Raw genomic sequence first — 24,325 nt, forward strand, 5'->3', positions numbered from 1 at the left:
ACCTCCGGCTCCACCGGCCGAATCCCGGTGGAGCCGACGGGAGCAGTCCCGTGGTCCTACGGCCCTTATCGGAGCCGGCCCACGCCGCCGAACTCGACCCATTCCTGGGTGAGCTGACGGGGTGCGACCTCGCTGTCGGGTCGCCAGGTGGACACCTCCACCAGACCGGGCTCCAGGACGTCGAGGTCCGCGAACCACTCCGCCACGTCCTTCTCCTGGCGGACCCTGCCCCAATGCCCCTGGGTCGCTTGATCCATGAAGTCGGTGACGAACTCCCGGACCTTCTCGTCCTCGCTGACCAGCTGGCACATCACCATGAAGCTGCCGGGCGCGAGCCGTTCGGCCACCCGGTGGGCCACGGCGAGCGGACCGTCGGTCTCTCCGTCCGGAATGCAGTGGAAGACCGAGTTGAACAGCACGGCCACCGGCTGCGAGAAGTCGAGTAGGCGCTGAGTGTCCGGGTGGGAGAAGATCTTCTCCGTGTCACGCAGATCGGCGTGGATGACCGTGGTGCGGTCATTCTGGTCCAGCAGCGCCCGTCCGTGCACCAGCACCATCGGATCGTTGTCGACGTACACCACGCGCGACGAGGGATCGACGCGTTGCGCGACCTGGTGGACGTTCTCCTGCGTGGGTAGGCCGGACCCGTGGTCGAGGAACTGCCTGATGCCGTACTCGGCTGCGAGCGTCCCGACGACCCGCTGCAGGAAGCGCCGATTGTTCAGCGCCAAGGCGCGCGTGCTGGGCACGACCTTGTCCAGCTCTGCGCAGGCTGCCCGATCGGCTGCGTAGTTGTCCTTGCCGCCCAGATAGTGGTCGTACATGCGAGCGGCCGTGGGTACGGTGGCGTCGATCTTCGTGGACAACTGCTTTCCAGCCTGCATCGTTCCCCCAGCTCCAAGCTGCTTCTAGTGGCTTGGCTTGACAGACAATACATCCTAGGCAATGGGCAATTGGGGATACCAGCCTGTTGACCGAGGATCTCCGGGACAGCACTCGCGAGCCCCTCTGGTCCGGTGCGTGTCCAGTCCTCGCCGTGGCACCGTGCGACCGTGCAGCCCGGTGAGGAAACATGGGACCGCAAGGGATGAACAAGCGACGTGGAGGTGCGGGTACATGCAGCACGAACGAGCGGGCACTCCGGCCGGTCCCGAGGACCTCGTCGACGTAGCCCGGCTGGTCACGGCGTACTACGCGCTGCACCCCGACCCGGCGGAACCCGGCCAGCGCGTGGCCTTCGGTACGTCCGGACATCGTGGGTCGTCGCTGGCGACCGCGTTCAACGAGGACCACATCGCCGCGACGAGTCAGGCCATCTGCGAGTACCGCGAGGGCCAGGGCGTCGACGGTCCCCTTTTCCTGGGCGCCGACACTCACGCCCTGTCGGAGCCCGCGAAGGTCACCGCGCTGGAGGTGTTCGCGGCCAACGGAGTGTCGGTGCTCCTCGACAGCGCGGACGGCTACACGCCCACTCCGGCGGTCTCGCACGCCATTCTGACCCACAACCGCGGACGGTCCTCGGGTCTCGCGGACGGGGTCGTGGTCACCCCGTCCCACAACCCGCCCGCAGACGGTGGCTTCAAGTACAACCCGCCGAACGGCGGCCCGGCCGGCTCCGAGGCGACCTCCTGGATCCAGGACCGGGCCAACGAACTCATCGAGGGCGGGCTGAAGGGCGTACGACGCATCCCTTGCACGAGGGCGCTGGCCGCCCCCGGCACCGGCCGCTACGACTTCCTCGGCACCTACGTGGCCGACCTGCCGCACGTGCTGGACCTGGACGCGATCCGCACGGCCGGCGTGCACATCGGCGCGGACCCGCTGGGCGGGGCATCGGTCGCCTACTGGGGACGCATCGCCGAACAGCACGCGCTCGACCTGACGGTGGTCAACCCGCTCACCGACCCGACCTGGCGATTCATGACGCTGGACTGGGACGGCAAGATTCGTATGGACTGTTCGTCGCCCTACGCCATGGCCTCGCTCATCGAGCAGCGCGACCGTTTCCGGATCGCCACGGGCAACGACGCCGACGCCGACCGCCACGGGATCGTCACCCCGGACGCCGGGCTCATGAACCCCAACCACTACCTCAGCGCCGCCATCTCCTACCTGTACTCCCACCGGGACCAGTGGCCCGCGGACACGGGGATCGGCAAGACGCTGGTGTCGTCCGGCATGATCGACAGCGTCGCCGCCGACCTGGGCCGTCAACTCGTCGAAGTGCCCGTGGGATTCAAGTGGTTCGTGGACGGGCTGGTCGACGGCTCGCTCGGGTTCGGCGGGGAGGAGTCGGCCGGCGCGTCCTTCCTGCGCCGCGACGGTTCGGTGTGGACCACCGACAAGGACGGCATCATCCTGGCCCTGCTCGCCTCCGAGATCACGGCGGTGACCGGGAAGACCCCCTCGGAGCACTACACCGCGCTGACCGCACGCTTCGGCGCCCCCGCGTACGAGCGCATCGACGCCCCGGCTTCCCGCGAGGAGAAGGCCCTCCTCGCGAAGCTCTCGCCCGCACAGGTCAGCACGGACACCCTCGCCGGAGAAGCGGTCACCGCCGTGCTCACCCATGCTCCGGGCAACGACGCGCCCATCGGCGGCATCAAGGTGACCACCGCCAACGCCTGGTTCGCGGCCCGTCCGTCGGGCACCGAGGACGTCTACAAGATCTACGCCGAGTCGTTCCTCGGAGCCGATCACCTGCGTCAGGTGCAGGAGGAGGCCAAGGGCGTGGTCTCGGCGGCGTTGAGCGCCTGACGCCCGGCGTGTGACCCGGGCGGATGCGGATGCGGACAAGGGCTGTTGCCGCAACGGCCCTTGCCTGCAACGGCGCATGTCCGCAAGGGTCCTTCAGCCCGTCAATCGGCGTCCCTGCCACCATCACCTAACGCTGCCACCGAACTGCTGCCTTCGGCCACGGTCGAGAGGTCGATGTCCCACTCCAGGTGTTGGAGGAGGTCGCTGTCCCCGGGGCGGGGAGCGGGCGCGCTTCGACCGGTGCGTGACGGTGTGTGGACGCCACGGGAGATCTTGCCGCTGGTCGTGATGTTGTGCTCCACGCGCGGGCGGCGGAGGGCCTCGTAGAGGGAGAGCGCGGACTCGGTGTCGGGCGCGTCCCGCAGCGACTTCGCGAGGACGACAGCGTCCTCGAGTGCCATCGACGCTCCTTGCCCGGTCGCGGGGGAGGCCGCGTGGGCGGCGTCGCCAATGATCAGGGTCCGTCCGTGGCGCCACGGTGTGCCGGTCGGGATCTCGGTCGCGTTGGTGACCATGATGCGGTCGGTGGTGGCCGCGACCACGTCCGCGGCGGGTGTGGCGTCCCCGCGCAGCAACGGCAGGAGCAGCCCACGCCAGTGGCCGGGCGTCCCGTGCGCGATGTCGTCGGCGGACAGCGGCTCACCGGCCACGCGCGCGAACCAGTACGTCTCTCCGCCGGGCGACACCGCACAGCCGAAGGCGGCCGCGCCGCCCCTCACCATCGTGATACGCCCGGTCTCCGCGATCGGGGGCGCCTCATCGGCGTAGCCGTAGAAGACGCTCTCACCCGCGAAGCAGGGCTGCGTCCGAGGGGCGATCGACTCCCGGACGGTGGAGTTCAGCCCGTCGGCGCCGATCAGCAGGTCACCGGTCGCGGTGGAGCCGTCGGTGAAACGTGCGGTGACGCCGTCCCGACCGTTGTCGACGGAGGCGAGCCGGGTGCCGCGCCGGAGGGCGATGCCCCGGCGTGCGGCCTCCGCCTGCAGGGCGGCGTTGAACTCGCCACGGCGGAGGCAGCGGTAAGCGAGAAGCGGGTCGTGGGCCTCTCCGAGCGGCATCTGTGCCACCTCGGTGCCCGCTGCGTCGAGCACGCTCATGGCACGCAGCGGGAAGCCGACCTCGGTGACCGCGGCGGAGGCGTCGATCTGGGCGAGGGCACGCATGCCGTTGCTCGCGAGGGTGAGGAAGGCACCGATGTCCTCGGCCGACTCGGGGTGGGCCTCGTACACGGTCACGTCGAACCCTGCCTTGTGCAGGGCCAAGGCCGTCGCCGTACCGGCGATACCGCCTCCGATGACAATGGTCTCCGTCAAGTCGTATCCCCCGGCACTCGTAGGGCTCTCGCGCGATGTACCTGCGCAGTGCCCAACGCGCGGGCGACTGCGAGGGGTTCCCGACCCGTCCGCTCCTTCGTGCCCTTCAGCCGCTCGCGCATCTGCCGGATGGCGCCCTCGGTGGCGTACACCCGTGTCCTGAAGCCGGCGGCACGGTTTGCGGTCGCATGGCCGTGCCGGTGTCCTAGCCCCCGTTGTGATCGGCTGCCACGGCGCGGTGGACGCTGTCGCGGAGCAGGGAGCGACGCTGTTCGTGAACTTCGGGGGGCTCCTGGGCGGTTGCCGCGTAGACGTTGCTGACCGGTGACCAGGTCATGGACATGGCGATGACCATGGCCATCACGTCGAACGGGTCTCCCTGGCGCACCAATCCGGCGGCCTGGGCTTCGGCGATGGCCCGCAGCTTGCGGTCGTCGAGGCGGTCGGGGTCGTCCACCAGGTGCCCGGTCGGGCGGCGCTCCAGGCGCGCCCAGGTGGCCAGCCGGATCAGGTCGGGACGGCGGAGGTACTCGTCGTAGAGCCGTACGGCCCAGTCCGCGAGGTCGGTGGCGTCGATCGGGACGACATTCACGATCCGCTCCAGCGAGCCGAAGAAGATGGCGTCGAAGAGCCCTTCCTTGTTGCCGAAGTAGGCATAGAGCTGTGCCTTGTTCGTGCGCGCCGCGGCCACGATCCGCTCGATGCGCGCGCCGGCGATCCCGTGCTCGGCGAACTCCCGGGTCGCCACGTCGAGGATGCGCTGGTACGTCGCCGCTCCGCGCGAGGTCAGGGGCCGGTCCGTCATGCTGCCAGGGTACCAAACAGAACAGTTGGTTTGCCTGGAGCCGTAGACGCGTCCACGCCGAGATAGACCGAACAGTCTGTCTAAGGAGATGCGCAGTGCGGACAACAACTGGCTGGCAGGCGGACGGCCCGACGACGACGCTGCGACGGACATCGCTGAAGCGGCGCGACCTGCGCCCGGACGACCTCGCGATCCGAGTGGACTACTGCGGTGTCTGCCACACCGATCTGCACGCCGTCCGCAGCCACGACGGCGCAGGGGACCGCCCCCTGGTGCCGGGACACGAGTTCACGGGCGTGGTGGCCGAAACCGGGCCCGCCGTCACCCGCTTCTCCGTCGGCGCCCCTGTCGCGGTCGGCGACATCGTCGATTCCTGCGGGGAGTGCTCCATGTGCAGGGCCGGCCAGGAGAACTTCTGTCACGCCTTCCCGACCCTGACCTACGGCGGCGTCGACCGGCACGACGGATCGACCACCCTGGGGGGCTACTCCCGCGAGTACGTCGTCCGCGACCGGTTCGCCCACCCTCTTCCCGCCGGTCTGGATCCGGCCGCTGCCGCCCCTCTGCTCTGCGCCGGGATCACCGTCTGGGAATCGCTGCACACCTTGGGCGTGGGGCCGCACAGCCGCGTCGCCGTGGCGGGACTGGGTGGCCTGGGCCATCTCGCGGTCAAGATCGCCGTGGCGCTCGGGGCCGACACCTCGGTCATCAGGCGCTCACCCGACAAGGCCGACGACGCTCGTCGTCTCGGCGCCCACGGTCTCATCGTCTCGACGGACCAGGAACAGATGGCCGACGCCCGCGACCGGTTCGACGTCGTCATCGACACCATCTCCGCCCCGCACGACCTGGGCCCCTACCTGCGCCTGGTCGCCATGGACGGGACACTCAGCCACCTCGGGCACCTCGGACCCGTCACCGTGGAGACCATCGACCTCCTCGTGGGACGCAAGAAACTCAGCTCCGCAGGCAGCGGTGGCAGGCCCGTGACCACCGCCATGCTCGATTTCTGTGCCGAGCACGGCATCACCGCCGACATCGAGCTCCTCCCCTCGGCGCGTGTGAACGAGGCTCTCGAACGCCTCGGCCGCAACGACGCCCGCTACCGCTTCGTCCTCGACATGTCCGACCTGGCAGCCTGAAGGAGGTTCCGACCGGCCGTCTCGATCATCCCTGGCGAGCGGTGTCGTGCGGTCGGGGTGTGTAGTCCGGCGGTCGTGGGGGACCATGGAAGTCGACGCGCCTGTGGAGACAGGCAGGCCGCGCTCCAGGCCGGCGGATGGCCTCGCGTGCCGCCGGCCGCGGAAGGAGTGCCTGTGATGAGCGAAGCCGAGTGGCATCCGTCGGGCATCGACTGGGCTCGCCCCCGCCGGGACAGCGAGCCGCCGCAGCCGAGCGGGCTGATGGACCTTCTCGGCGTCGCGGCGACACTGCTGGACGCGGACGGACGGATCGTCCTGTGGAGTCCCCAGGCAGAGGAGCTGTACGGGTACACCGCGGAGGAGGCGCTCGGGCAGTACGCCGCACTGCTGCTCGTCCGTGAGGAGGACTGGGACTGGGTGATCAAGAAGTTCGCCGAGGTCATGGAGACCGGCCAGGGCTGGGGCGGCACGTTTCCGATCCGGTGCAAGGACGGGAGCACCCGGCTGGTGGAGCTGCGCAACACTCGGCTGCTGGACGACCGCGGCGACTTCTACGCCCTCGGGCTCGGCACCGACTCACCCACGCTTCGCGAGGTGGAGCGGGATGTCGCCCTGTCCACCCGGCTGATCTCCCAGTCCCCCTTCGGGCTGGCGATCCTCGACACCGACCTCAGATACCTGGCCGTCAACCCCGCGCTGGAGCGGATGCACGGCCTCCCCGCGAAAGAACACCTCGGCCGCCACTACCGCGAGATCATGAGCCCCGACAAGTTCGAGGTGATCGAGGTCGCGATGAGGAGGGTCCTTGAGAGCGGGGTCCCCCTGGTCGACGAGTCCACCGTCGTCGGCTTCACCCCGGCCGACCCGGAACAACGGCACGCGTGGTCGATCTCGGTGTACCGGCTGGAGGACACCCAGGGCCGTGTTCTCGGGGTGGCCGAACTCGTGGTGGACGTCAGCGAGCGGTACCGGTCGGCCATGGAGGCCACCGAGACCCGGCGGCGCCTGGCCCTGATCGCCGACGGCTCCGCTCGTATCGGCACCACCCTGGAGGTCGAGGAGACAGCCCGGGAGCTGGCCGAGGTGACCGTTCCCGATTTCGCCGACATGGTCGCCGTCGACGTGCTCGACTCCGTCCTCGACGAGCACCGCTCCGCCTCCGACAACGGCCCCGCGCTCTTCCGCGCCCTCGCCGTGAAGGCCGCCTACCCCACCGATGCCGTCCGGGCCGCCGATCCGCCGGGCCAGATCACCTCCTACGAAGCCGATCGCGTGGCCACCCGATGTGTGCGTACCGGCCGGCCCATCCTGATCGCACACGCCGATGGGAACGACCTGAGTCGCATCGCCCGCGACGACCGCGCCGCCACGTTGCTGGCCCGGGCCGGGGTGCACTCCTACATGGCCATCCCGCTGACCGCACGCGGCGCCGTCCTGGGCTTCCTGGGACTTTCCCGCGCCCGGGATTCCCGGCCCTTCGACGAGGACGATCTCGCCATCGCCACCGAGCTCGCATTCCGCGCCGCGGTGTGCATCGACAACGCCCGCACGCACCAGAGCGTGCGCACCGCCGCCGAGACCCTCCAGCGCAGCCTGCTCCCCGATCATCCGTCCCGCCTGCCCGGCCTGCAGGTCTCGTCCCGCTACGTCCCGGCGCAGGCCGCCTACGAGATCGGCGGCGACTGGTACGACGTCCTGCCGCTCGGCGGCGACAAGACGGCCCTCGTCGTGGGCGACGTCATGGGCAGCGGCATCGACGCCGCCGCGGCCATGGGGCGCCTGCGCACCGCCACGGCCGCCTTCGCCAGCCTCGACCTGGAGCCGGCCCGGGTTCTCGAGCAGCTCGACTCGATCACATCAGGGCTGGAGCAGTACATCGCCACCTGCCTCTACGCGGCCTACGATCCCCACCGCGGTGAGTGCCGCATCGCCAACGCCGGTCATCTGCCTCCTGTCCTCGTGCGCAGTGGCGAGCGCCCCCGACTGCTCGACCTGCCCGCCGGTATCCCTCTCGGAGTCGGCGGTGTCCCGTTCGAAGCGACCGCCGTCGAATTCGGCCTGGGCGACAAGCTGGTCCTGTACACGGACGGTCTCGTCGAGACCCGCCATGACTCCATCGACGAACGCCTCGCCGTCCTGGTCCACGCCCTGGAGGTGGCCGACTGCCCGTTGGAGGAGACGTGCGACCGCCTTCTCGAGGGGCTGCGACATCCGCGCGACCGCGACGACGTCGCTCTGCTGATCGCCCGCGCGGTGCGCTCCCAGTGACGAGGACGCGGGGTTACTTGCCCCAGATCTTCCGGTACGCCTCCTGATAGCCCGACGGGTCCCAGGTCGTGGCCCCGTGGCTGTTGTCGGCCGTGGTGATGTGGACGGGGGCCACATATCCGCTGGCGGGCCGAATCGAGAAGGCGCGGTTGAAGTCGTCGACGATCTGCCAGCCCTGCAGGGACAGCGGCTCGGGGACGGTGGCGGCCTGGTACTGCTCGCTGTTGATGCGCTGGAAGGCGGAGGGGTCGCCGTCACCCGCGCCGATGTTGAAGGGCGGGCCGGCGCCGTTCTTGCCGGCGGCACGGAAGGCGGGGGCGGCGTCGGCGAAGTACAGATCGTTGATGGCGACGGAGTGGGTCCACGCGCTCCCGAAGCGGGAGAGGAGCGAGGAGATCTCCCGGGGGATGCGGCTGCTCGCGTCCGAGATCGGGATGTTCTCGTACGACAGGAGCCGCACGCCCGAGCAGGTGGAGAGGTCCTTCCTGATCAGCTCGGACTTGTTCCTGGCGAAGGGGATCGAGGCATCGGTGATGAGCACGACGCCGGCATGGCCGTCGGAGTGAGCGATGATCCACTGGGCGCTGATTCCGGCCACGTCCTCGACCCGGGTGGTGACGTTGGTGAAGAGCCGGGGCCTACGGCTGGGTCCGGGGGCGGCGACCGCGTGCCAGCCGATGAGCGGGATGCCCGCCTTGTCGGCCTGGGAGACCTGCCGCGACGTCGAGTTGGGGTCGAAGCCGCCGATGACGATGCCCGAGGGTCTGAGTGCCAAGGCCGCGCTCATCGCCGCCTGGATGCCTACGGGTGTGCCCCCGCCGTCGATCACCCTGACGTTCCAGCCGATGACCCGTGCGGCTTCCCGCACCCCGTTCGCGGCGCCCGCGACGCCGGGATTGGTCATGGTCTGGGCGACGTAGACGATGGTCTTGCCGGGGACTGCCGTGGGGCCGATGGTCGGCCCGCTCCAGGGAACGTCGGTCCTTTCCGCCTGTCGGACGGCGGTCTCGGCGCGGTCCTGGATCGCGGGGCAGCCGCCAGGGCCAGTGGGGGAGTCTCCCGGGCCGTGCGACGAGCCGCGTTCGCAGCCCGCGAGGACCGTTGCCGCGATGACCACGGTGGTGGCGGCGGACCGTGCCTTCATGGCGGCGGGAGTGGCCTTGCGGTTGCCGTGCACGGGAGCTCCTCGCGGAGGAAGGGGCGGGACGACGCGGCCGCGAACACACAGGTGGTACCTGTGGCGCGGGTCATGGAGCGGTGCCCGCCGCACCACCCTCCCGCGTCGGGGAGGAGGGTGGCAGAGGTGGCGCGTCGGGCGAGTCACGGGCCGCCGCGGCGCCGGTGCGAAGGCGGCGGGCGGAGTAGCCGGACAGACCGACAGCCACGAGCAGGGTGCCGCCGTAGAACAGCGGAATCGTCCAGAAGCCCGCGCCCATCTGACCGATGCCCGTGAGGCCGACGGCCAGGACGGCGACGGCGACGACGGTGCCCATGGCGTTGGGGCGGCCGGGTCTGATCGCGGTGGAGCCGAGGAGGGCGGCGGCAAAGGCGGGCAGCAGGTAGTCGAGGCCGACGCTGGGGTTGCCGATCTGCTGCTGGGCCGCGAGCAGGACGCCGGCGAGCCCGACGATCAGTCCCGACGCGGTGAACGCGTAGACGGAGTACCTGCGCGTCGGGATGCCGATGAGGTCCGCGGCGCGCCGGTTCGCACCGATGACGTACAGGTAGCGGCCGAGCGGCAGCCGTTCCAGCACCAGCCAGAGCGCGACGGCGAGACCCAGCACGTAGAAGGCGGGGACGGGAAGGCCGAGGAACATCGAGTCGTAGAGGTCGGCGAAGGCGAGGGGGAGGCCCTGCGGGCCGGGGACGATCCGACCACCGTCGGTGACCCAGCCGGTCACGGCGTACAGCATGCTGCCCGTCCCGAGCGTGGCGATGAAGGAGTTGATCCGGCCGAACTCGACGATGACACCGTTGAGGATGCCCACGACCGCCCCACCCGAGATCACCGCGAGGCAGGCCAGTGGCCAGGGCCAGCCGTTGTTGACGACGAGCTGCATCACCATGACGTGCGCCAGGCCGAGGCCGTAGCCGAGGGAGAGGTCGAAGCGGCCCGTCACGATGGGGACCATGGCGGCGAGTGCGAGGACGGCCGGGATCGACTGGGTGGACAGGATCGCGTCGACGGTGTCCAGCGTGGGGAACGTGCGCGGCAGGGCGAGGGAGAAGATCAGGAAGAGCAGGGCGGTGAGTGCCAGGAGGCCGTACCTGCCGATGAGGTGCCCGCCCGGTCCGCGCGGTCCTCGTGGCCCGTCCGGTCGGCCGAGGTGGCGCAGCGGCCTCGGTCGCTGCGGCCGGGGTGGGGGTGGGGAGGAGTCCGTCATGGGTGGGTCGCGGTTCCGGAGAGGGGCATGGCCGACGCCGCCCGGGTGAGCCCGGCGACGGTGAGATCCCGACCGCTCAGCTCGGCCGTCACGGACCCGCGGACGAAGACCAGGGCGCGTCGGCACACGCCTGCGACCTCCTCGAAGTCGGTGGAGATCAGCAGGACCGCGAGGCCGGCGGCCAGCCCGTCGTCGAGCAGGCGGTAGACCGCGGCCTTGGCGCCGATGTCCACGCTCGCGGTCGGCTCCTCGAGGATCAGCAGGCGAAGGCCGACCGGGAGCCACCGGCCGATCACGACCTTCTGCTGGTTTCCGCCGGACAGGGTGGCGAGGGGAGCCTCGCTGTCCGCGGGCCGCACCGAGAGCCGTTCGATCAAGCAGGCCGCCTCGGCACGTTCGCGGCGGGGACTGATCCAGCTCAGCGCCGACAGACCGCCCGCGCCGGGGTTGGCCAGGAGGTTCTCGCGCACGGTCAGCTCGGCGGCGCAACCCTCCCGCTGTCTGTCGCCGCTCACGAAGCCCACCCCGAGGCCGACGGCGTCGGCGACCGTACGCGGGCTGTACGGCCGACCGCCGAGCAGGACGCGCCCGCCGAGGAGGGCCCGGGAGCCGGCGAGGGCTCGGCCCAGGTCCATGTGCCCGGCGCCCGAGAGTCCGACCAGGCCCAGGACTTCCCCGGGCCCGAGGTCCAGGTTGACGGGTCCCGCGCCGGCGGTCCGTACGCCGTCGAGCGTCAGGACGGCCGGGCCGTCGGCCGCGACCGTGGCGGGCCGGTGGTCGGCCAGTTCCTCGCCGACGATGTCGTGCACCAGACGGGCGGGGCCCCGGCCCGCCAGCGGGCCGTGGCTGACGAGGTGGCCGTCGCGCAGCACGGCGAAGGTGTCGGCGACCTTGTACACCTCGTCCAGCCGGTGGCTGACGTAGAGAACGCCGTGCCCCTGGTCGCGCAGGGTGTGGAGCACGCGGAAGAGCTGGGCGCAGTCCGCGGCGGGGAGTCGGGCGGTGGGCTCGTCCAGGACGATGAGCTTCGTGTGTGCCGCCAGGGCGCGGGCGATGGCGACCAGCGAGCGCTCGGCGGGGGAGAGCCGGGCGATCGGCGCGTCGGGGTCGAGATGTCCGGCGACGATCCTCAGGGCGTCGGCGCAGCGCTCCCGGGTCCGCCTCCAGGAAATCAGGCCGGCGCGTCGGGGATACCCGATGCTCAGGGCGATGCTCTCGGCCACCGTCATCCACTCCACGAGACCGAGGTCCTGGTGGATGAACGACATGCTGCGGGAGGCGGCATGACTTCCGAGCGGGTGCCCGTCCACCGTGATCTGCCCGGCATCGGCGTGGTGGACGCCGGCGAGCACCTTGATGAGCGTGGACTTTCCGGCACCGTTGGGCCCCAGAAGGGCGAGGACGCTGCCCGCGTGGACATCGAGGTCGACCCCGGCCAGTGCGAGGGTCCCGCCGAACCGCTTGCCGAGCCCGCGAATGCGGACCAGAGGCGTCGCCCCCAAGGGCGGGACGTCCCTCGGGGAAGTGTCGGGAGCGTCGTGCACGGACATCTCCGAGGGGTCGTCTGGCGAGTTCTTCCCGACCTTCATCGTCGTCATCAGCGGGGCGAATCTGAATTAGTTGGGCGAATCCGAGTATTTCAGACATCCTGCCCGCTGCTGTGACTCCAGCGGGTCAGTGGGCCGCCCGGGCGATCCGCGTGTCCCACGCTGGCCTCTCCCCGGTCCGACGGTCGCGTCCGCCGGACCGCGCACGCGGTCCTTCAGGCGGCGTCGAGCCCGCATTCGGCCCAGATGACCTTGCCCTCGGTGAGATAGCGCGTACCCCAGCTCTGTGCCAGCTGCGCCACGAGGAACAGGCCACGGCCGCCCTCGTCGGTGCTGGCCGCCCGACGCAGGTGCGGGGCGGTGTTGCTGGCGTCGGAGACCTCGCAGATCAGGGTGCGGCCGTGGAGCAGCCGTACCCGGATGGGCCCGGCACCGTGGCGGATGGCGTTGGTCACCAGCTCGCTGAGCATCAGCTCGGCGGCGAACGCGGCCTCGTCGAGTCCCCAGTCGGCCAGTTGCCGCAGGGCGGCGGCGCGGACTTCACTGACCCGGGCCGGATCGGCGGGCAGGTCCCAGGCGGCGATCCGCTGCGGGTCCAGCGCGTGGGTGCGGGCGACGAGCAGGGCGATGTCGTCGCAGGGGTGGGCGGGCGCGACGGTTTCCAGGACCGCCTGACAGGTCTGCTCCGGTGTGTGCTCGGGGTGGGCCAGGGCGCCGCGCAGCTGCTCGAGGATCACGTCGACGTCGCGGTGCCGGTCCTCGATGAGTCCGTCCGTGTAGAGGAGCAGCCGGCTGCCCTCGGGGAGGTGGATCTCGGCGGCTTCGAAGGGCAGGCCCCCCAGGCCGAGAGGGGGCCCGGCGGGCAGGTCGGGGAACGACACCGTGCCGTCGGGCAGCACCAGCGCGGGCGGAGGGTGGCCGGCCCGGGCCATGGTGCACTGCTGCGAGGTCGGGTCGTAGATGGCGTACAGGCAGGTCGCACCGATGACGCCGGCACCGGCGGCGGGTTCCTCCCGGTCCAGGCGTCCCACGAGGTTGTCGAGGTGGGTGAGGACTTCGTCCGGGGGGAAGTCGAGTTCGGCGAAGCTGCGCGCGGCGGTGCGCAGCTGGCCCATGGTGGCGGCGGACAGCATGCCGTGGCCGACGACGTCTCCGACGAAGAGGCCGATACGGGTGCCGGAGAGAGGGATGACGTCGTACCAGTCTCCGCCCACGTCGGATTCGGCGGGCAGATAGCGATGAGCGATCTCCACGGCGTCCTGGTCGGGCAGAGCGTGCGGCAGCAGGCTGCGCTGGAGGGTGAGGACCATGGTGCGTTCGCGCGTGTAGCGCCGGGCGTTGTCGATGGACAGGGCGGCACGGCTGGCGAGTTCCAGGCCCAGCGAGCGGTCGTCGTCACCGAAGGGGGCGGGGTCCTGCGCACGGTAGAAGCTGGCGATGCCCAGGATCACGCCGCGGGCCACCAGGGGGACCGCGATGAGGGAGTGGACCTGGGTGAGCAGCCGTTCGGTGTGCTCGGGGTCCTGGGCGAGCCAGCCCGCGGCGGCCTTCAGATCCGGTTCCAGCACGGCCTGTCCGCTGGTCAGACAGCGTATCTGCGGCGTGGTCGGGCCGAAGTCGACCTGCTTGCCGACCGGGCTGAAAGGAAGGTCGTCGCGGATCCCGTGGACCACCGTGCGGTGCAGGTCGGTGCGGGGGTCGGCGGACTCCTCGCCACGCAGTACGGCCTCGGGCAGGTCGATGGTGACGAAGTCGGCCAGTCGTGGCACCGCCGTCTCGGCGAGTTCCTGGGCGGTACGGCGCACGTCCAGGGTGGTGCCTATGCGGGCGCTGGCCTCGGACAGCAGCTCCAGGCGGCGGCGCGCGGCCAGGGCGTACGTCCCCACGCGCGGTTCCCCCACCATCACGAGCCCTCGTGCCTGGGTCGGGGCGTCGAGGTGATCGTCCGCCACGCCACCCCTGCCGACGGCGCCGAACGGGCCGTAGGCGATGTCGGGAAGGTGCCTGGACAGCGCGGCGACGGGCAGACGCCCGGGGGCCGCCGCGGCCGGAACGAACCGGGGCGGCCGTACGGCGGTGACCACGGCGAGCCGGCTGGAGAAGCCCGGCGGTACGTCGACCTGGGTCGGGACGGCGAGGGGCTCTCGCGGCGCGGGGCCGGGGAGGACGGCCTCGATGGCAACGCCTTCCACTCCTGAGCCACTTCTCATCGGACGGCTCACCAGCGTGACCCGCCGACCGTCGAACAGGGACACGACGGCGGCGGCCCGCTGCCCGCGCGAGATCAGCTCCGCGGCCTTCTCCGTGAGGACCGCCCGGTCGCGGGGATGCAGTTCGAGGGCCAGTTCGTCCACACCGATGGTGTGGTGAAGGCCGACGGAGGCCGTGGCTCCGGTGTCCAGGTACGCCCGCAACAGAGCGCGCTCACGCGCGGAACTCTGCCCCAGCAGCCGCCGCTCGATGGCCTGGGCCGCCTTGCGTAGCGTCGTCGCGAGCGCGGGGTTTTCGGTGCTGCTCGGATAGCCGAAGCACAGGACGCCCTCGATACGGCCGCTGAGCGGATCGCGGACGGGGAGCGCGCGGCAGGCGCTTCGCTGGGAGCGCTCGGCGAAGTGCTCGGCACCGTGAACCCGGATGAGTTGCCGCTCCGCCAGTGCGAGACCGATGCCGTTGGTACCCGCGACCCGCTCGGCGAACACGAATCCCGGAACGCGCTGAAACGCCGGAAGACTCCTGGCCAGCGACGCCTCTCCGAAACGGCGCAGGAGGACCGTGCCGCTCGCATCGGCTACGGAGATGTTCATCTTGCTGCCGGCGAACCTGGCCTGCAGCCGGTCGAGCACGGGGACGGCCGCACGGATGATCCGGGCTTCCCGGTCGAAATCATCACGGAAGGGCAGGTCGGCCTGGTCCGGCGATAGGCCGAGGGAGCGGCTGCGCTGCCACGAACTCAGGATCGACGTGCGCACGCCCGCCTCGACCGGCTCACCCTGTAGAAACCGCTCACGGGAACGGGCAGGCCCTGTGCCGCCTGTCGCGTGCCCTGTCGGCATCGGTTTCCCGCCGGTCAGAACCACGCTTCGCCTCACTCGCGCCTTCGACAGTCCATTCGTCGAAAATCACCTGCTAAGCATGAGAATACCGAGAATACGGTTATCAGGGATATTGGCCCGGTTTATGGTGACTCGCACGCGGCATGACCGTACGGGGTTGCATCGGAGGCGTGGACGCGATGGTGTCCGTCGTGGACCAGGACACCGAGGATCTGGACGCCGTGTCCTGCAGGCCGGCGGCACCCGAGTGGGCCAGGCACATCACTCGTCTGCTTTTCCATGGGCGCGCGTGCGGCGCGGCCGGGGCAGGCTGACGTACACCCCGCCGTCCTCCGAAGGTGAACAGTCAGCGCGATGAAGGAGGTGCTCCTCGCATGGTGAACACCGTGCAGAAGGTCGCCCTCGTCACCGGCGCGTCGCAGGGCATCGGCGCCGCCCTTGTCACCGCCTACCGCGAGCTCGGCTACGGGGTCGTGGCGATCTCCCGGTCCATCGGCGATTTCAGCGACCCCGAGATACTGGCCGTGCGGGCCGATGTGACCGAGCCGGGCGTCGGCGCTCGCATCGTCGACGCGGCGCTCGGGCGGTTCGGCCGGATCGACACGCTGATCAACAACGCCGGAATCTTCATCGCCAAGCCGTTCACCGAATACACCGACGAGGACTACGACGCCGTGGCCGGGGTGAACCTGCGCGGCTTCTTCGAGGTCTCCCGCAGCGCCGTCGCCGCCATGCTCTCCCGGGCCGGTGGCGGCCACCTGGTGAATGTCTCGACCACCCTGGTCGACCACGCCGACTCGCGGGTGCCCGCAGCGCTCGCGTCGCTGACCAAAGGCGGACTGAACGCGGTCACCAAGGCGCTGGCGATCGAGTACGCGTCCCGCGGCATCCGGGTCAACACCGTCGCGCTCGGCACCGTCCGCACCCCGATGCACCCGACCGCGGAGTACGAGGCTCTCGCCGCGTTGCAGCCGATCGGCCGGGTGGGCGAGATCGACGACGTGGTCGACGCGATCCTGTACCTCGAGAACGCCTCGTTCGTCACCGGAGAGATCCTGCACGTCGACGGGGGTCAGAGCGCGGGGCGCTGAGCGGCGGTGTGCCGGGCCCCTGCCGGCACATGTTCCTGCGACTGCCACTACGTCAACAACCGGTGACGGCCGGTTCACGAAATACTTTCGGAAACATGCCGGTGACACAACGGCGTCGCGTCCCAATACTGTCTCCCACCGGCTCACGCCTCATTGAGTGGAATGTGCATGCGTGAGCAATCGGGGCTGTCGGCCTCACACTCCGTCAATCGGCAGTTCTCGACAGGGACTTCGTGCCGATCCGTCCAGGGGAATTGTATTGATGAAGAAATTGGTACGGAAGGCTCTCGCGTCGGCGACAGCCGTCGGTGTCGGTCTGGCGTTCGTCATCGCCTCCGCGGCGAACGCGTCGGCATATCAGCCGAGTTCGTCGAACTTGTACGTGGCGGACAATCCCGCCGCGTGCAACAAGAACCCCTGCGTTCTGTACCCGAAGTCGGCCCAGCTTCCGAGCGGCCGGATCGTGGCGGCGTTCGAGAACGATCAGACCGCCCCGGTGGGCCAGACGATGCCCGTCTACAAGAGTGACGACGAGGGGACGACGTGGCAGAAGCTGGCCGATGTCAAAGCACCGGCCTACCTGTCGAGTGACGCCAAGTACGCGAAGTACACAAGCAATTGGACGAACCCGTATCTCTATGTACTCCCGCAGAATGTCGGAAACCTGAGCGCCGGCACGCTGCTTCTCGCGAGCGTGGTCTCGGGGGACGACTATTACTACGAGGAGCAGAAGGCCGCCAATTCCAGTTGGACGCCGTCCAGTGACGGCGATCGAAAGGACGTGGCGCTCGCGCTGTACTCCAGCACCGACGACGGCGCGACCTGGAACATCGTCAACATCGTCGCCACCGGCGGCTGGCAGGGCGGCAGCGCGGGAAGCCTCGGACGCGTCTCGACCGCCAACACCCACGCGCAGGTCGACCCGGTCTGGGAGCCGCACCTCGTCGCCCGGAACGGCCAACTCGTCGCCTACTACTCGGACGAGAACGACTACCTCGGCTACGACGCCGGCACCGGCGTGCCGGTCCTCGACCCGGACAACGACACCGCGTCGGACTCGGGCGGCCAGGTCCTCGTACACAGAACCTGGGACGGCAGCAGCACATCCTGGAGCGGACCGGTCGTCGACGTCCCGGGTTCCACCGTGGACCGCGGCAACGGCAAGACGGAGATCGGCGGCGGCCGTCCGGGCATGACGACGATCGCCCCGACCACCGACGGCACATGGCTCCTCACCTACGAGTACTGGGGCGGCGGAACGAACGTCCGATACAAGATCGCGAACGATCCCCTGAAGTTCTACGCAGCCGCCGACGCCCCGATCACCAACCTGCCCGTGCCCACCGGCGGACACACGCTGTCCACGGGCGGCAGCCCGGTGCTCCTCCCGATGCCGGACGGACGGATCGTCTACAACGCGTCGGGCAGCGGAAACGTCTGGGTGAACGAGTCCGGTCTCAGCAACGGGTCCTGGACGGAGTACCAGACACCGATCGCCGCCGGTTACAGCCGCACTCTCCAGTACGTCACGGGCACGGGACGCGTCCTCGTCCTCCAGGCATCCTGGAGCGGCGGAAGCGTCGGGCCCGTGCACTATGCCGAGGTCGACCTCGGCCGGTCCGACGGTAGCTACGACACCCTCGTCAACCGGCTGACCGGTCAGGTCCTCAGCCCCGACACCGGGAAGACGCAGGACGCGAACCTCACCGGAAACGTCCCCGACCTCGTCCTCAAGGCCCGCAGTGCCACGGACGACTCGCAGCGCTGGCATCTCACGGCCAAGGGCGCCAACGTGACCCTGCTCAACAAGACCGGCGGCCGCTCCGTCGCCATCTGGACCGGCAGCGCGACGGCCGGGCAGAAGCTGGCCCAGTGGGTCGACGACGGCACCACCGACAAGCAGTGGACCCTGGTCTCCTCGTCGACCAGCGGGTACTACAAGCTCCGCTCGGTCAAGAACACCAGCCTGTACATGAGCGGAGCGACCGCGGGCGGTTCCGTCACCGTGGCGGCGTCGGCGGACGACGGCTCACAGGACTGGCAGCTGGTCCAGGACCCCCTGCCGACCGACGCGTCCTTCACCCTGAAGGGCGCCAACTCCGGCCGCTGCCTCGATGTCCCGAACGGCCAGACGGGCGTCCAGGTCCAGATCTACGACTGCTCGGGCAACGCCAACCAGGCCATCACCCAGACCGCGGCCGGCGAACTTCGCGTCTCCGGCAAGTGCCTCGCCGCGAACAGCGACGGCACCACCGCGGGTACCAAGCTCATCCTCTGGGCCTGCAACGGGAAGTCCAGTCAGAAGTGGTGGTTCCGTCTGGACGGTTCCGTCGTCAACCGCTCCAACGGTCTCGCCATCGACGTGACCAACTGGGCGACGGCCAACGGGTCGCCCGTGGAACTCTGGACGGCCCTCGGCAACGCCACCCAGAGGTGGAGCCGGGGATAGGCGGTTCGGGCGGGGTGTGTGCAGCACCCCGCCCGAACGGCTGTCAGGGGGACCTGTCCGTGTACCGGGGAACGGACGTCGACGTCCGCAGCACCAGCTCCGTCGCCAGCTCGATCCGCGGGGACACCGGCGGCCGGCCCTCGGCGAGCTGCATGAGGACCCGAGTCGCCTCGTGCCCCAGTTCCTCGAACGGCTGGCGCACCGCGCTCAGGGGCGGACAGGCCATGGCCGCGACCAGGGTGTCGTCGAAGGACATGACGGCCAGATCGCCCGGTACGCCGAATCCCTCCTGGCGGGCGGCCTCCAGCACGCCGAGGGCCTGCGCGTCGCTGGCCGCGAAGACGGCGGTGGGCGGCTCGGCGGAGCGGAGGATCTGGAGACTGGCGGTCAGCGCCTCGTCGTAGTCGAAGTCGGTGGAGCGGACGATCGACGGGTCGTAGCCGATCCCGGCTTCCTCCAGGGCCGCCCGGTAGCCGTGCAGTCGAGCCGCCCCGGCCAGGGAGTGCGAGCGGCCCGCGACCATGCCGATCCGGGTGTGCCCGAGCCCGAGGAGATGCTGCATCGCGTCCCTGGCGCCGTTCCAGTTGGTCACTCCGATGCTCGGGATGTCCAGGGACGGCGCGCTGAGCGGGTCGATCAGCACCACCGGGAGGCGCTGCTCGACGATACGGCGCTGGTCCTCCTCGGCCAGCATCGAGATCACGATGATCAGTCCGGCGGCACCGAGCGCCACGCACTCCTCCAGCCACCGTGAGATGGGCCGCCGACTCGTCGTCCCGGTCACCACGTTGATGCCGAGTTCGCCGGCCGCGTCCACGATTCCGCGGGCGACTTCCAGTGTGTAGGGCCCCGACATGTCCCGGAACACCGCGATGATCTGCCGGGGTCGGGCGGGCTCCGGCTCCCACGGGCGGACGTACCCGTTGCGCGCCAGCAGCTCCTCCACGCGGGCTCGGGTCGCCGCACCGACGTCACGGCGCCGGTGCACGACCTTGGACACGGTGCTGAGAGACACCCCCGCCTCGGCGGCGATGCCCGTCAGCAGCCCGTACTGCGTCTCCAGATGAGCCTTGCCCTGAGCTGCCACCCGACGCCCGCCCCATTGCCGACACCGATGCGCCGAAAACGCATCGAATCCCTGGTCAGAACCTCCGCCGCAAGCTAACGGGACCGTGTGCCCAGGGGCAAGACCGGTGCCGCCGCTGCCGTGCTCGCCCTGCTACGCCCGCTCGACGGTCACCCGCACGGCGTGGTGCCGTACGACCGTCGCGTCCCGTTCCTCGCCGACGAGCCGGACCGTGCCCCGCGCCGGGGTGTCCAGGCTCGACGAACCCGCGTACAGCAGGATCTCGCCGGGCTCGACGACGCGGTGCCCCGCCAGGCCGGTGAAGGCCAGCCGGTCGGTGTGCACGGTGAAGCGGACGGTTGCGCTCTCGCCGGGGACGAGGTCGACCTTGGCGAAGGCCAGGAGCGCGCGTACCGGCCGGGTGACCTGGGCGACCGGGTCGACGGCGTAGAGCTGGACCGTCTCGGCGCCGGGTAGGTCACCTGTGTTCCGTACCTGCGCGGAGACGGTGAACTCCCCATCCGTGGGCACCTGTTCGCGGTCGACGGCCATCCCGTCGATCTCGAAGGTGGTGTACGAAAGGCCGTGCCCGAAGGGGAACGCCGGGGTCGGATCGAGGTTGGACAGCCAGCTCTGCCGGTCGCCCAGCGGCGGGTGGAGGTAGGTGTGGGGCTGACCGCCGGGGGACAGGGGGAGCTGTACCGGCAGCTTTCCGCTGAAGTTCCCCGTGCCGGCTAGGAGTTCGGCGATCGCCCGGCCGCCTTCCTCGCCGGGCAGGAAGACCTGCGCCATGGCGGCGGCGTCAGCGGCGAACCGGCCCACGGCGTAGGGGCGTCCACTGCTGACCACCAGGACGACCGGCCTGTTGGTCGCGAGGACCGCCTCCACCAACTCCTGCTGCACGCCCGGCAGTCGAAGATCCTCGACGTCGCAGCCCTCGCCGGAGGTGCCGACGCCGAACATGCCGGCCTTGTCCCCGACGACCAGGACGGTCACGTCCGCGGTGGAGCAGGCCTCCACGGCGGCCGGAATGCCGGTGCGGTCCTCGTCGCGGATCGGGCAGCCCTGGACGAACTTCCACTCCACACCCGGTAGTTCAGCGGTCAGCGCGGTCCGCAGGGACACCGCCTCCACCCCGTTGCCGAGATCGTCGCGGTCGGCGAGGACGTGGTTGGGGAAGCTGTAGCAGCCGAACATGGTGCGGACGTCGTCGGCGCACGGGCCGATCAGAGCGATCCGGCCGGCCGGGGGGAGGGGCAGGGTTCCGTCGTTCGTCAGCAGCACGGCGCTCGACCGGGCGACCGCGTGGGCAAGTCGACGGTGCTCCGGTTTGTCGAGGTCGAGCGCCCCGGCGCGCAGAGCGGGCGGGCGCGGGTCCCAGTCGGGGTCGAGCAGCCCCAGCTCGAACTTCTGCCGCAGCACCCGGCGTACCGCCCGGTCCACCACGCTCTCGGCCACCTGCCCCTTCTCCACGGCGCTCACCAGCGCCTCGCCGAAGCCGCGCTGGTCGGGCAGTTCGACATCCATCCCGGCCCGCAGGGCGAGCGCCCCGGCCGCGGGCAGGTCGGCCGCCACCCGGTGCGCGGTCACCAGGAACGGCAGCGACCAGTAGTCGGAGACGACGGTGCCCTCGAAGCCCCACTGGTCGCGGAGCACGGACGTCAGCAGCCACTCGCTCGCGGCGGGGGCCTCGCCGTCGATCTCGGCGTAGGAGTTCATGACCGACCCCACACCCGCGGCGACGAGCCGTTCGAAGGGCGGCAGGATGACGTCGAAAAGCTCCCGGCGGCCGAGCTGCGCGGGCGCGTGGTTGCGGCCGCCCATCGAGGCGGAGTACCCCGCGAAGTGCTTGAGGGTGGCGACCACCCCCGCGCTCTGCACGCCCAGGACATACGCTTCGGCCATCTCGCCGACGAGATACGGATCCTCACCGAAGGTCTCCTCGCAGCGGCCCCAGCGGTAGTCGCGGATCACGTCGACGACGGGGGCCAGACCCTGGTGGACACCGGCCTCGGCCATGTCGGAGCCGATGGCCTCGCCGACCTGGCGGACCAGGGCGGGTTCGAAGGTGGCCGCCATGCCCAGGGAGGTCGGATAGATCGTGGCGCCGTAGGCGGTGAAGCCGGTCAGGCACTCGTCGTGCGCCATGGCCGGGATGCCGAACCGGCCCTGGTTCATGACCTGTTGCTGGTGCCCGGCCAGCAGCCGGGCGTGTTCCAGAGCGGGCCGGGGGAGGGTGCCGTAGGGGCGGGTGAGCTGGCCCAGGCCATGCCGGGCGGTCTCGTCGAGGTCCCCGACCCGGCCGAAGTGGTTGCTGCCCGGGGCGACTTCGGGACCGTCGGCCTCGATGTCCTCCCAGGTGCTGCTCAGTTGCGCGACCTTCTCGGGCAGGGTGAGCCGGGCGAGCAGGGCCTCGACGCGCTCGTCGACCGGCAGTGCGGGGTCGGTCCAGGGGCGATCGGGCCCGGCGCTGTCTCCCGGGTGCGGGAGGCCGCCGTGGTCCGGCATGGTGGTCGTCATTCACGACTCCTCGGGGAGGTACGGGGGAACGCGTCGCGGCGGCCGGGCATGCCAACCCGGCCGCCGTCGCGGGACGCGTTGCTGAGACGAAGGTGGTGAGACGGGCGGGGCCCGCTACTTGGAGAATCCGGCGGTGAGGCCGGCGACGAGCTGGCGCCGGGCGAGCACGAACACCACGAACATGGGCAGCGTGGAGAGCACCACCGCGGCCATGGTCGCCGGAACGTCGATGCCGAACTGGCCCCGGTAGAGCGTCAGGGCGAGCGGCAGCACCGCCTTGTCGCCGCTCTGGGTGAGGATCAGCGGGAAGAGGAAGCCGTTCCAGACCTGGAGGCCGTCGTACACGGCGACCGTCACCAGCGCCGGGCGTGCCAGCGGTGCCGCGAGCGAGATCAGCATGCGCCAGTCGCCCGCGCCGTCGACGACCATCGCCTCGAACAGGGAACGGGGCACGTCCCGCAGGAAGCTCACCAGGATCATCACCGTGATGGGCAGCGCGAACGCCACCGACGGCAGCACGATCGCCGCCAGGCTGTCGTACAGCCGCATTCGGATGATCAGCAGGTACACCGGGATGATGACCGCCTGCAACGGGATCGCCAGGCCCAGCAGGAACAGCCGGAACGTCACCCGCGACCAGCGGCTGCCGGAGTTGCGGACGATCGCGAACGCCGCCATCAGGGCCGCGACGACGGTGAACACGACCGTCGCCACGGTCACGACGGCGCTGTTGAGCAGATAGGTCGCGAAGTCGCCGGCCAGGACGGTTCGGTAGTTCGCCAGGGTGGGATGGCCGGGCGGGGCCAGCGGACTCGCGGTGGTGAAGTCCGTACCGCTGCGCAGGCTGGTCACGACGAGCCAGTAGACGGGCACGACGACCAGCGCCGTCCACAGCAGCGCGGCGCCGCCGGTGACGGCACGGCGCAGGGCCGTTGCCGCCCGGTGCGGCCAGGGGGCCCGCCGCGCCGTCGCCGGACGCCCGGCGGCGTCCGCCCCGTCGTCCTTGCCGACGCCTGCGCGCGTCCGTGTCAGGGTGGTGCTCACAGGCCCTCCTGTTGGCTGTCCATCCGGGTGAACCCGGACAGGCGGGTGGTCAGCAGCGACAGACCGAGGCCGAACGCCACCAGCAGAGTGGCGACCGCGCTGGCCCGACCCATGTCGTGTGCCTGGAAACCCGTGATGTACATGGCCAGCGGCAGCACGCGGGTGGCGGTGCCGGGACCGCCGGTGCCGCCGGACAGCACGAAGACCAGGTCGAAGTACGTCAACGAGCCCACCAGCATGAGCGTGCTGGACGTGACCATCGTGTACTTCAGCTGCGGCAGCGTGATGCGCAGGAACCGGGTCGCAGGACCGGCGCCGTCGATCGCGGCGGCCTCGTACAGCGCGGTCGGGATCTGCCGTATGCCGGCCTGGTAGAGCAGTGCGTGGAACGGCACGAACTGCCAGGCGATCACGAAGATCACCGTGTACAGCGCCAGGTCCGGCGAGCCCAGCAACGGCTTTGCCAGCCAGTGCAGTCCGGGCGTGGCACCGATGCCGAACGACGGGTCGAGCAGGGCCTGCCAGGTCAGTCCGATCGCCACGGCGGACAGCAGCAGGGGCAGGAACCAGAGCACCGCGAAGAGAGACCGCAGGCGCCCGTGCGGCGCCTGGAAGACGCCGAGGGCGAGCGCCAGCGGCGTCTGGACCAGCCAGCTGATCATCATCACCTTGACGGTGAGCCACAGCGCCTGCCAGGTGGCGCCGTCCGTCAGGACGGAACTCCAGTTGGCGGCGCCGGACCAGCCGATGGAGCCCAGGCCGTCCCAACGGGCGAAGCCGAGCGCCACCACGCCCACGAGGGGGACCAGACCGAACAGACCGAAGAGGATCAGGGCGGGGGCCGCCATGAGAGCGCCGCTGAAACGGCGCCCGCCACGGCCGGTCG

16 protein-coding genes are annotated in these 24,325 nt (G+C 70.4%); 5 read left to right on the plus strand and 11 right to left on the minus strand.

The features are described from left to right. Positions 1 to 65: 65 nt before the first annotated feature. On the minus strand, positions 66 to 884 hold the full coding sequence (locus ACZ7M3_RS41315; protein ID WP_472070603.1) for an SAM-dependent methyltransferase: 819 nt from the start codon (positions 882 to 884) through the stop codon (positions 66 to 68). Positions 885 to 1,116: 232 nt separating this feature from the next. Here ACZ7M3_RS41315 and pgm point away from each other — a divergent pair, with 232 nt between their 5' ends. Continuing rightward, on the plus strand, positions 1,117 to 2,757 hold the full coding sequence (pgm, locus tag ACZ7M3_RS41320) for a phosphoglucomutase (alpha-D-glucose-1,6-bisphosphate-dependent) (RefSeq protein WP_472070605.1): 1,641 nt from the start codon (positions 1,117 to 1,119) through the stop codon (positions 2,755 to 2,757). 101 nt (positions 2,758 to 2,858) lie between these two features. Here the strand turns inward: pgm and ACZ7M3_RS41325 are convergent, their stop codons facing one another. Beyond that, complete coding sequence (locus ACZ7M3_RS41325; RefSeq protein WP_472070607.1) at positions 2,859 to 4,070, minus strand: FAD-dependent oxidoreductase; 1,212 nt, start codon at positions 4,068 to 4,070, stop codon at positions 2,859 to 2,861. 205 nt (positions 4,071 to 4,275) lie between these two features. Further along, positions 4,276 to 4,875 carry a TetR/AcrR family transcriptional regulator gene (locus ACZ7M3_RS41330; protein ID WP_472070609.1) on the minus strand — a complete coding sequence of 200 codons (600 nt, stop codon included), beginning with the start codon at positions 4,873 to 4,875 and terminating at the stop codon, positions 4,276 to 4,278. Between the two features lie 95 nt (positions 4,876 to 4,970). Here ACZ7M3_RS41330 and ACZ7M3_RS41335 point away from each other — a divergent pair, with 95 nt between their 5' ends. Beyond that, positions 4,971 to 6,017, plus strand: coding sequence for an NAD(P)-dependent alcohol dehydrogenase (locus tag ACZ7M3_RS41335; protein WP_472070611.1), 1,047 nt, complete (start codon positions 4,971 to 4,973; stop codon positions 6,015 to 6,017). A gap of 177 nt (positions 6,018 to 6,194) precedes the next feature. Continuing rightward, a complete protein-coding gene (locus tag ACZ7M3_RS41340) occupies positions 6,195 to 8,285 on the plus strand; it encodes a SpoIIE family protein phosphatase (protein ID WP_472070613.1) in 2,091 nt (696 codons plus the stop codon). 13 nt (positions 8,286 to 8,298) lie between these two features. Here ACZ7M3_RS41340 and ACZ7M3_RS41345 read toward each other — a convergent pair whose 3' ends face one another. The 4 genes from ACZ7M3_RS41345 to ACZ7M3_RS41360 all read right to left on the minus strand — a co-directional run bounded on the left by ACZ7M3_RS41345 (position 8,299) and on the right by ACZ7M3_RS41360 (position 15,269). Then, positions 8,299 to 9,462 carry a substrate-binding domain-containing protein gene (locus ACZ7M3_RS41345; RefSeq protein ID WP_472070615.1) on the minus strand — a complete coding sequence of 388 codons (1,164 nt, stop codon included), beginning with the start codon at positions 9,460 to 9,462 and terminating at the stop codon, positions 8,299 to 8,301. Positions 9,463 to 9,532: 70 nt separating this feature from the next. Continuing rightward, the gene (locus tag ACZ7M3_RS41350; protein ID WP_472070617.1) at positions 9,533 to 10,669 is read right to left on the minus strand and encodes an ABC transporter permease; all 1,137 of its coding nucleotides are present in this window, start codon (positions 10,667 to 10,669) and stop codon (positions 9,533 to 9,535) included. Then, positions 10,666 to 12,213: a sugar ABC transporter ATP-binding protein gene (locus ACZ7M3_RS41355; protein WP_472070750.1), complete on the minus strand. Its 1,548-nt coding sequence runs from the start codon at positions 12,211 to 12,213 to the stop codon at positions 10,666 to 10,668. Before ACZ7M3_RS41355 ends, ACZ7M3_RS41350 begins: the two co-directional genes overlap by 4 nt. Positions 12,214 to 12,431: 218 nt before the next feature. Then, the gene (locus ACZ7M3_RS41360) at positions 12,432 to 15,269 is read right to left on the minus strand and encodes a SpoIIE family protein phosphatase (protein WP_472070619.1); all 2,838 of its coding nucleotides are present in this window, start codon (positions 15,267 to 15,269) and stop codon (positions 12,432 to 12,434) included. Positions 15,270 to 15,643: 374 nt separating this feature from the next. Between ACZ7M3_RS41360 and ACZ7M3_RS41365 the strand changes: the two genes are divergently transcribed. Beyond that, positions 15,644 to 16,360, plus strand: coding sequence for an SDR family NAD(P)-dependent oxidoreductase (locus ACZ7M3_RS41365; RefSeq protein WP_472070621.1), 717 nt, complete (start codon positions 15,644 to 15,646; stop codon positions 16,358 to 16,360). Between the two features lie 262 nt (positions 16,361 to 16,622). Next, the gene (locus ACZ7M3_RS41370; protein WP_472070623.1) at positions 16,623 to 18,809 is read left to right on the plus strand and encodes a ricin-type beta-trefoil lectin domain protein; all 2,187 of its coding nucleotides are present in this window, start codon (positions 16,623 to 16,625) and stop codon (positions 18,807 to 18,809) included. Positions 18,810 to 18,852: 43 nt separating this feature from the next. On the opposite strand, the gene ACZ7M3_RS41375 is transcribed toward ACZ7M3_RS41370, so the two are convergent. The 4 genes from ACZ7M3_RS41375 to ACZ7M3_RS41390 form a co-directional block, all read right to left on the minus strand. Further along, positions 18,853 to 19,896 (minus strand): LacI family DNA-binding transcriptional regulator, encoded by a 1,044-nt coding sequence (locus ACZ7M3_RS41375; RefSeq protein WP_472070625.1) that lies wholly within the window; start codon positions 19,894 to 19,896, stop codon positions 18,853 to 18,855. A 132-nt stretch (positions 19,897 to 20,028) separates the two neighbouring features. Beyond that, positions 20,029 to 22,395, minus strand: coding sequence for a glycoside hydrolase family 3 N-terminal domain-containing protein (locus ACZ7M3_RS41380; RefSeq protein ID WP_472070627.1), 2,367 nt, complete (start codon positions 22,393 to 22,395; stop codon positions 20,029 to 20,031). 114 nt (positions 22,396 to 22,509) lie between these two features. Next, positions 22,510 to 23,439: a carbohydrate ABC transporter permease gene (locus ACZ7M3_RS41385; protein ID WP_355310207.1), complete on the minus strand. Its 930-nt coding sequence runs from the start codon at positions 23,437 to 23,439 to the stop codon at positions 22,510 to 22,512. Beyond that, complete coding sequence (locus ACZ7M3_RS41390) at positions 23,436 to 24,287, minus strand: carbohydrate ABC transporter permease (RefSeq protein ID WP_472070752.1); 852 nt, start codon at positions 24,285 to 24,287, stop codon at positions 23,436 to 23,438. Before ACZ7M3_RS41390 ends, ACZ7M3_RS41385 begins: the two co-directional genes overlap by 4 nt. Positions 24,288 to 24,325: the final 38 nt, after the last annotated feature.

It is taken from the genome of Streptomyces sp. NPDC111656, assembly GCF_055656965.1.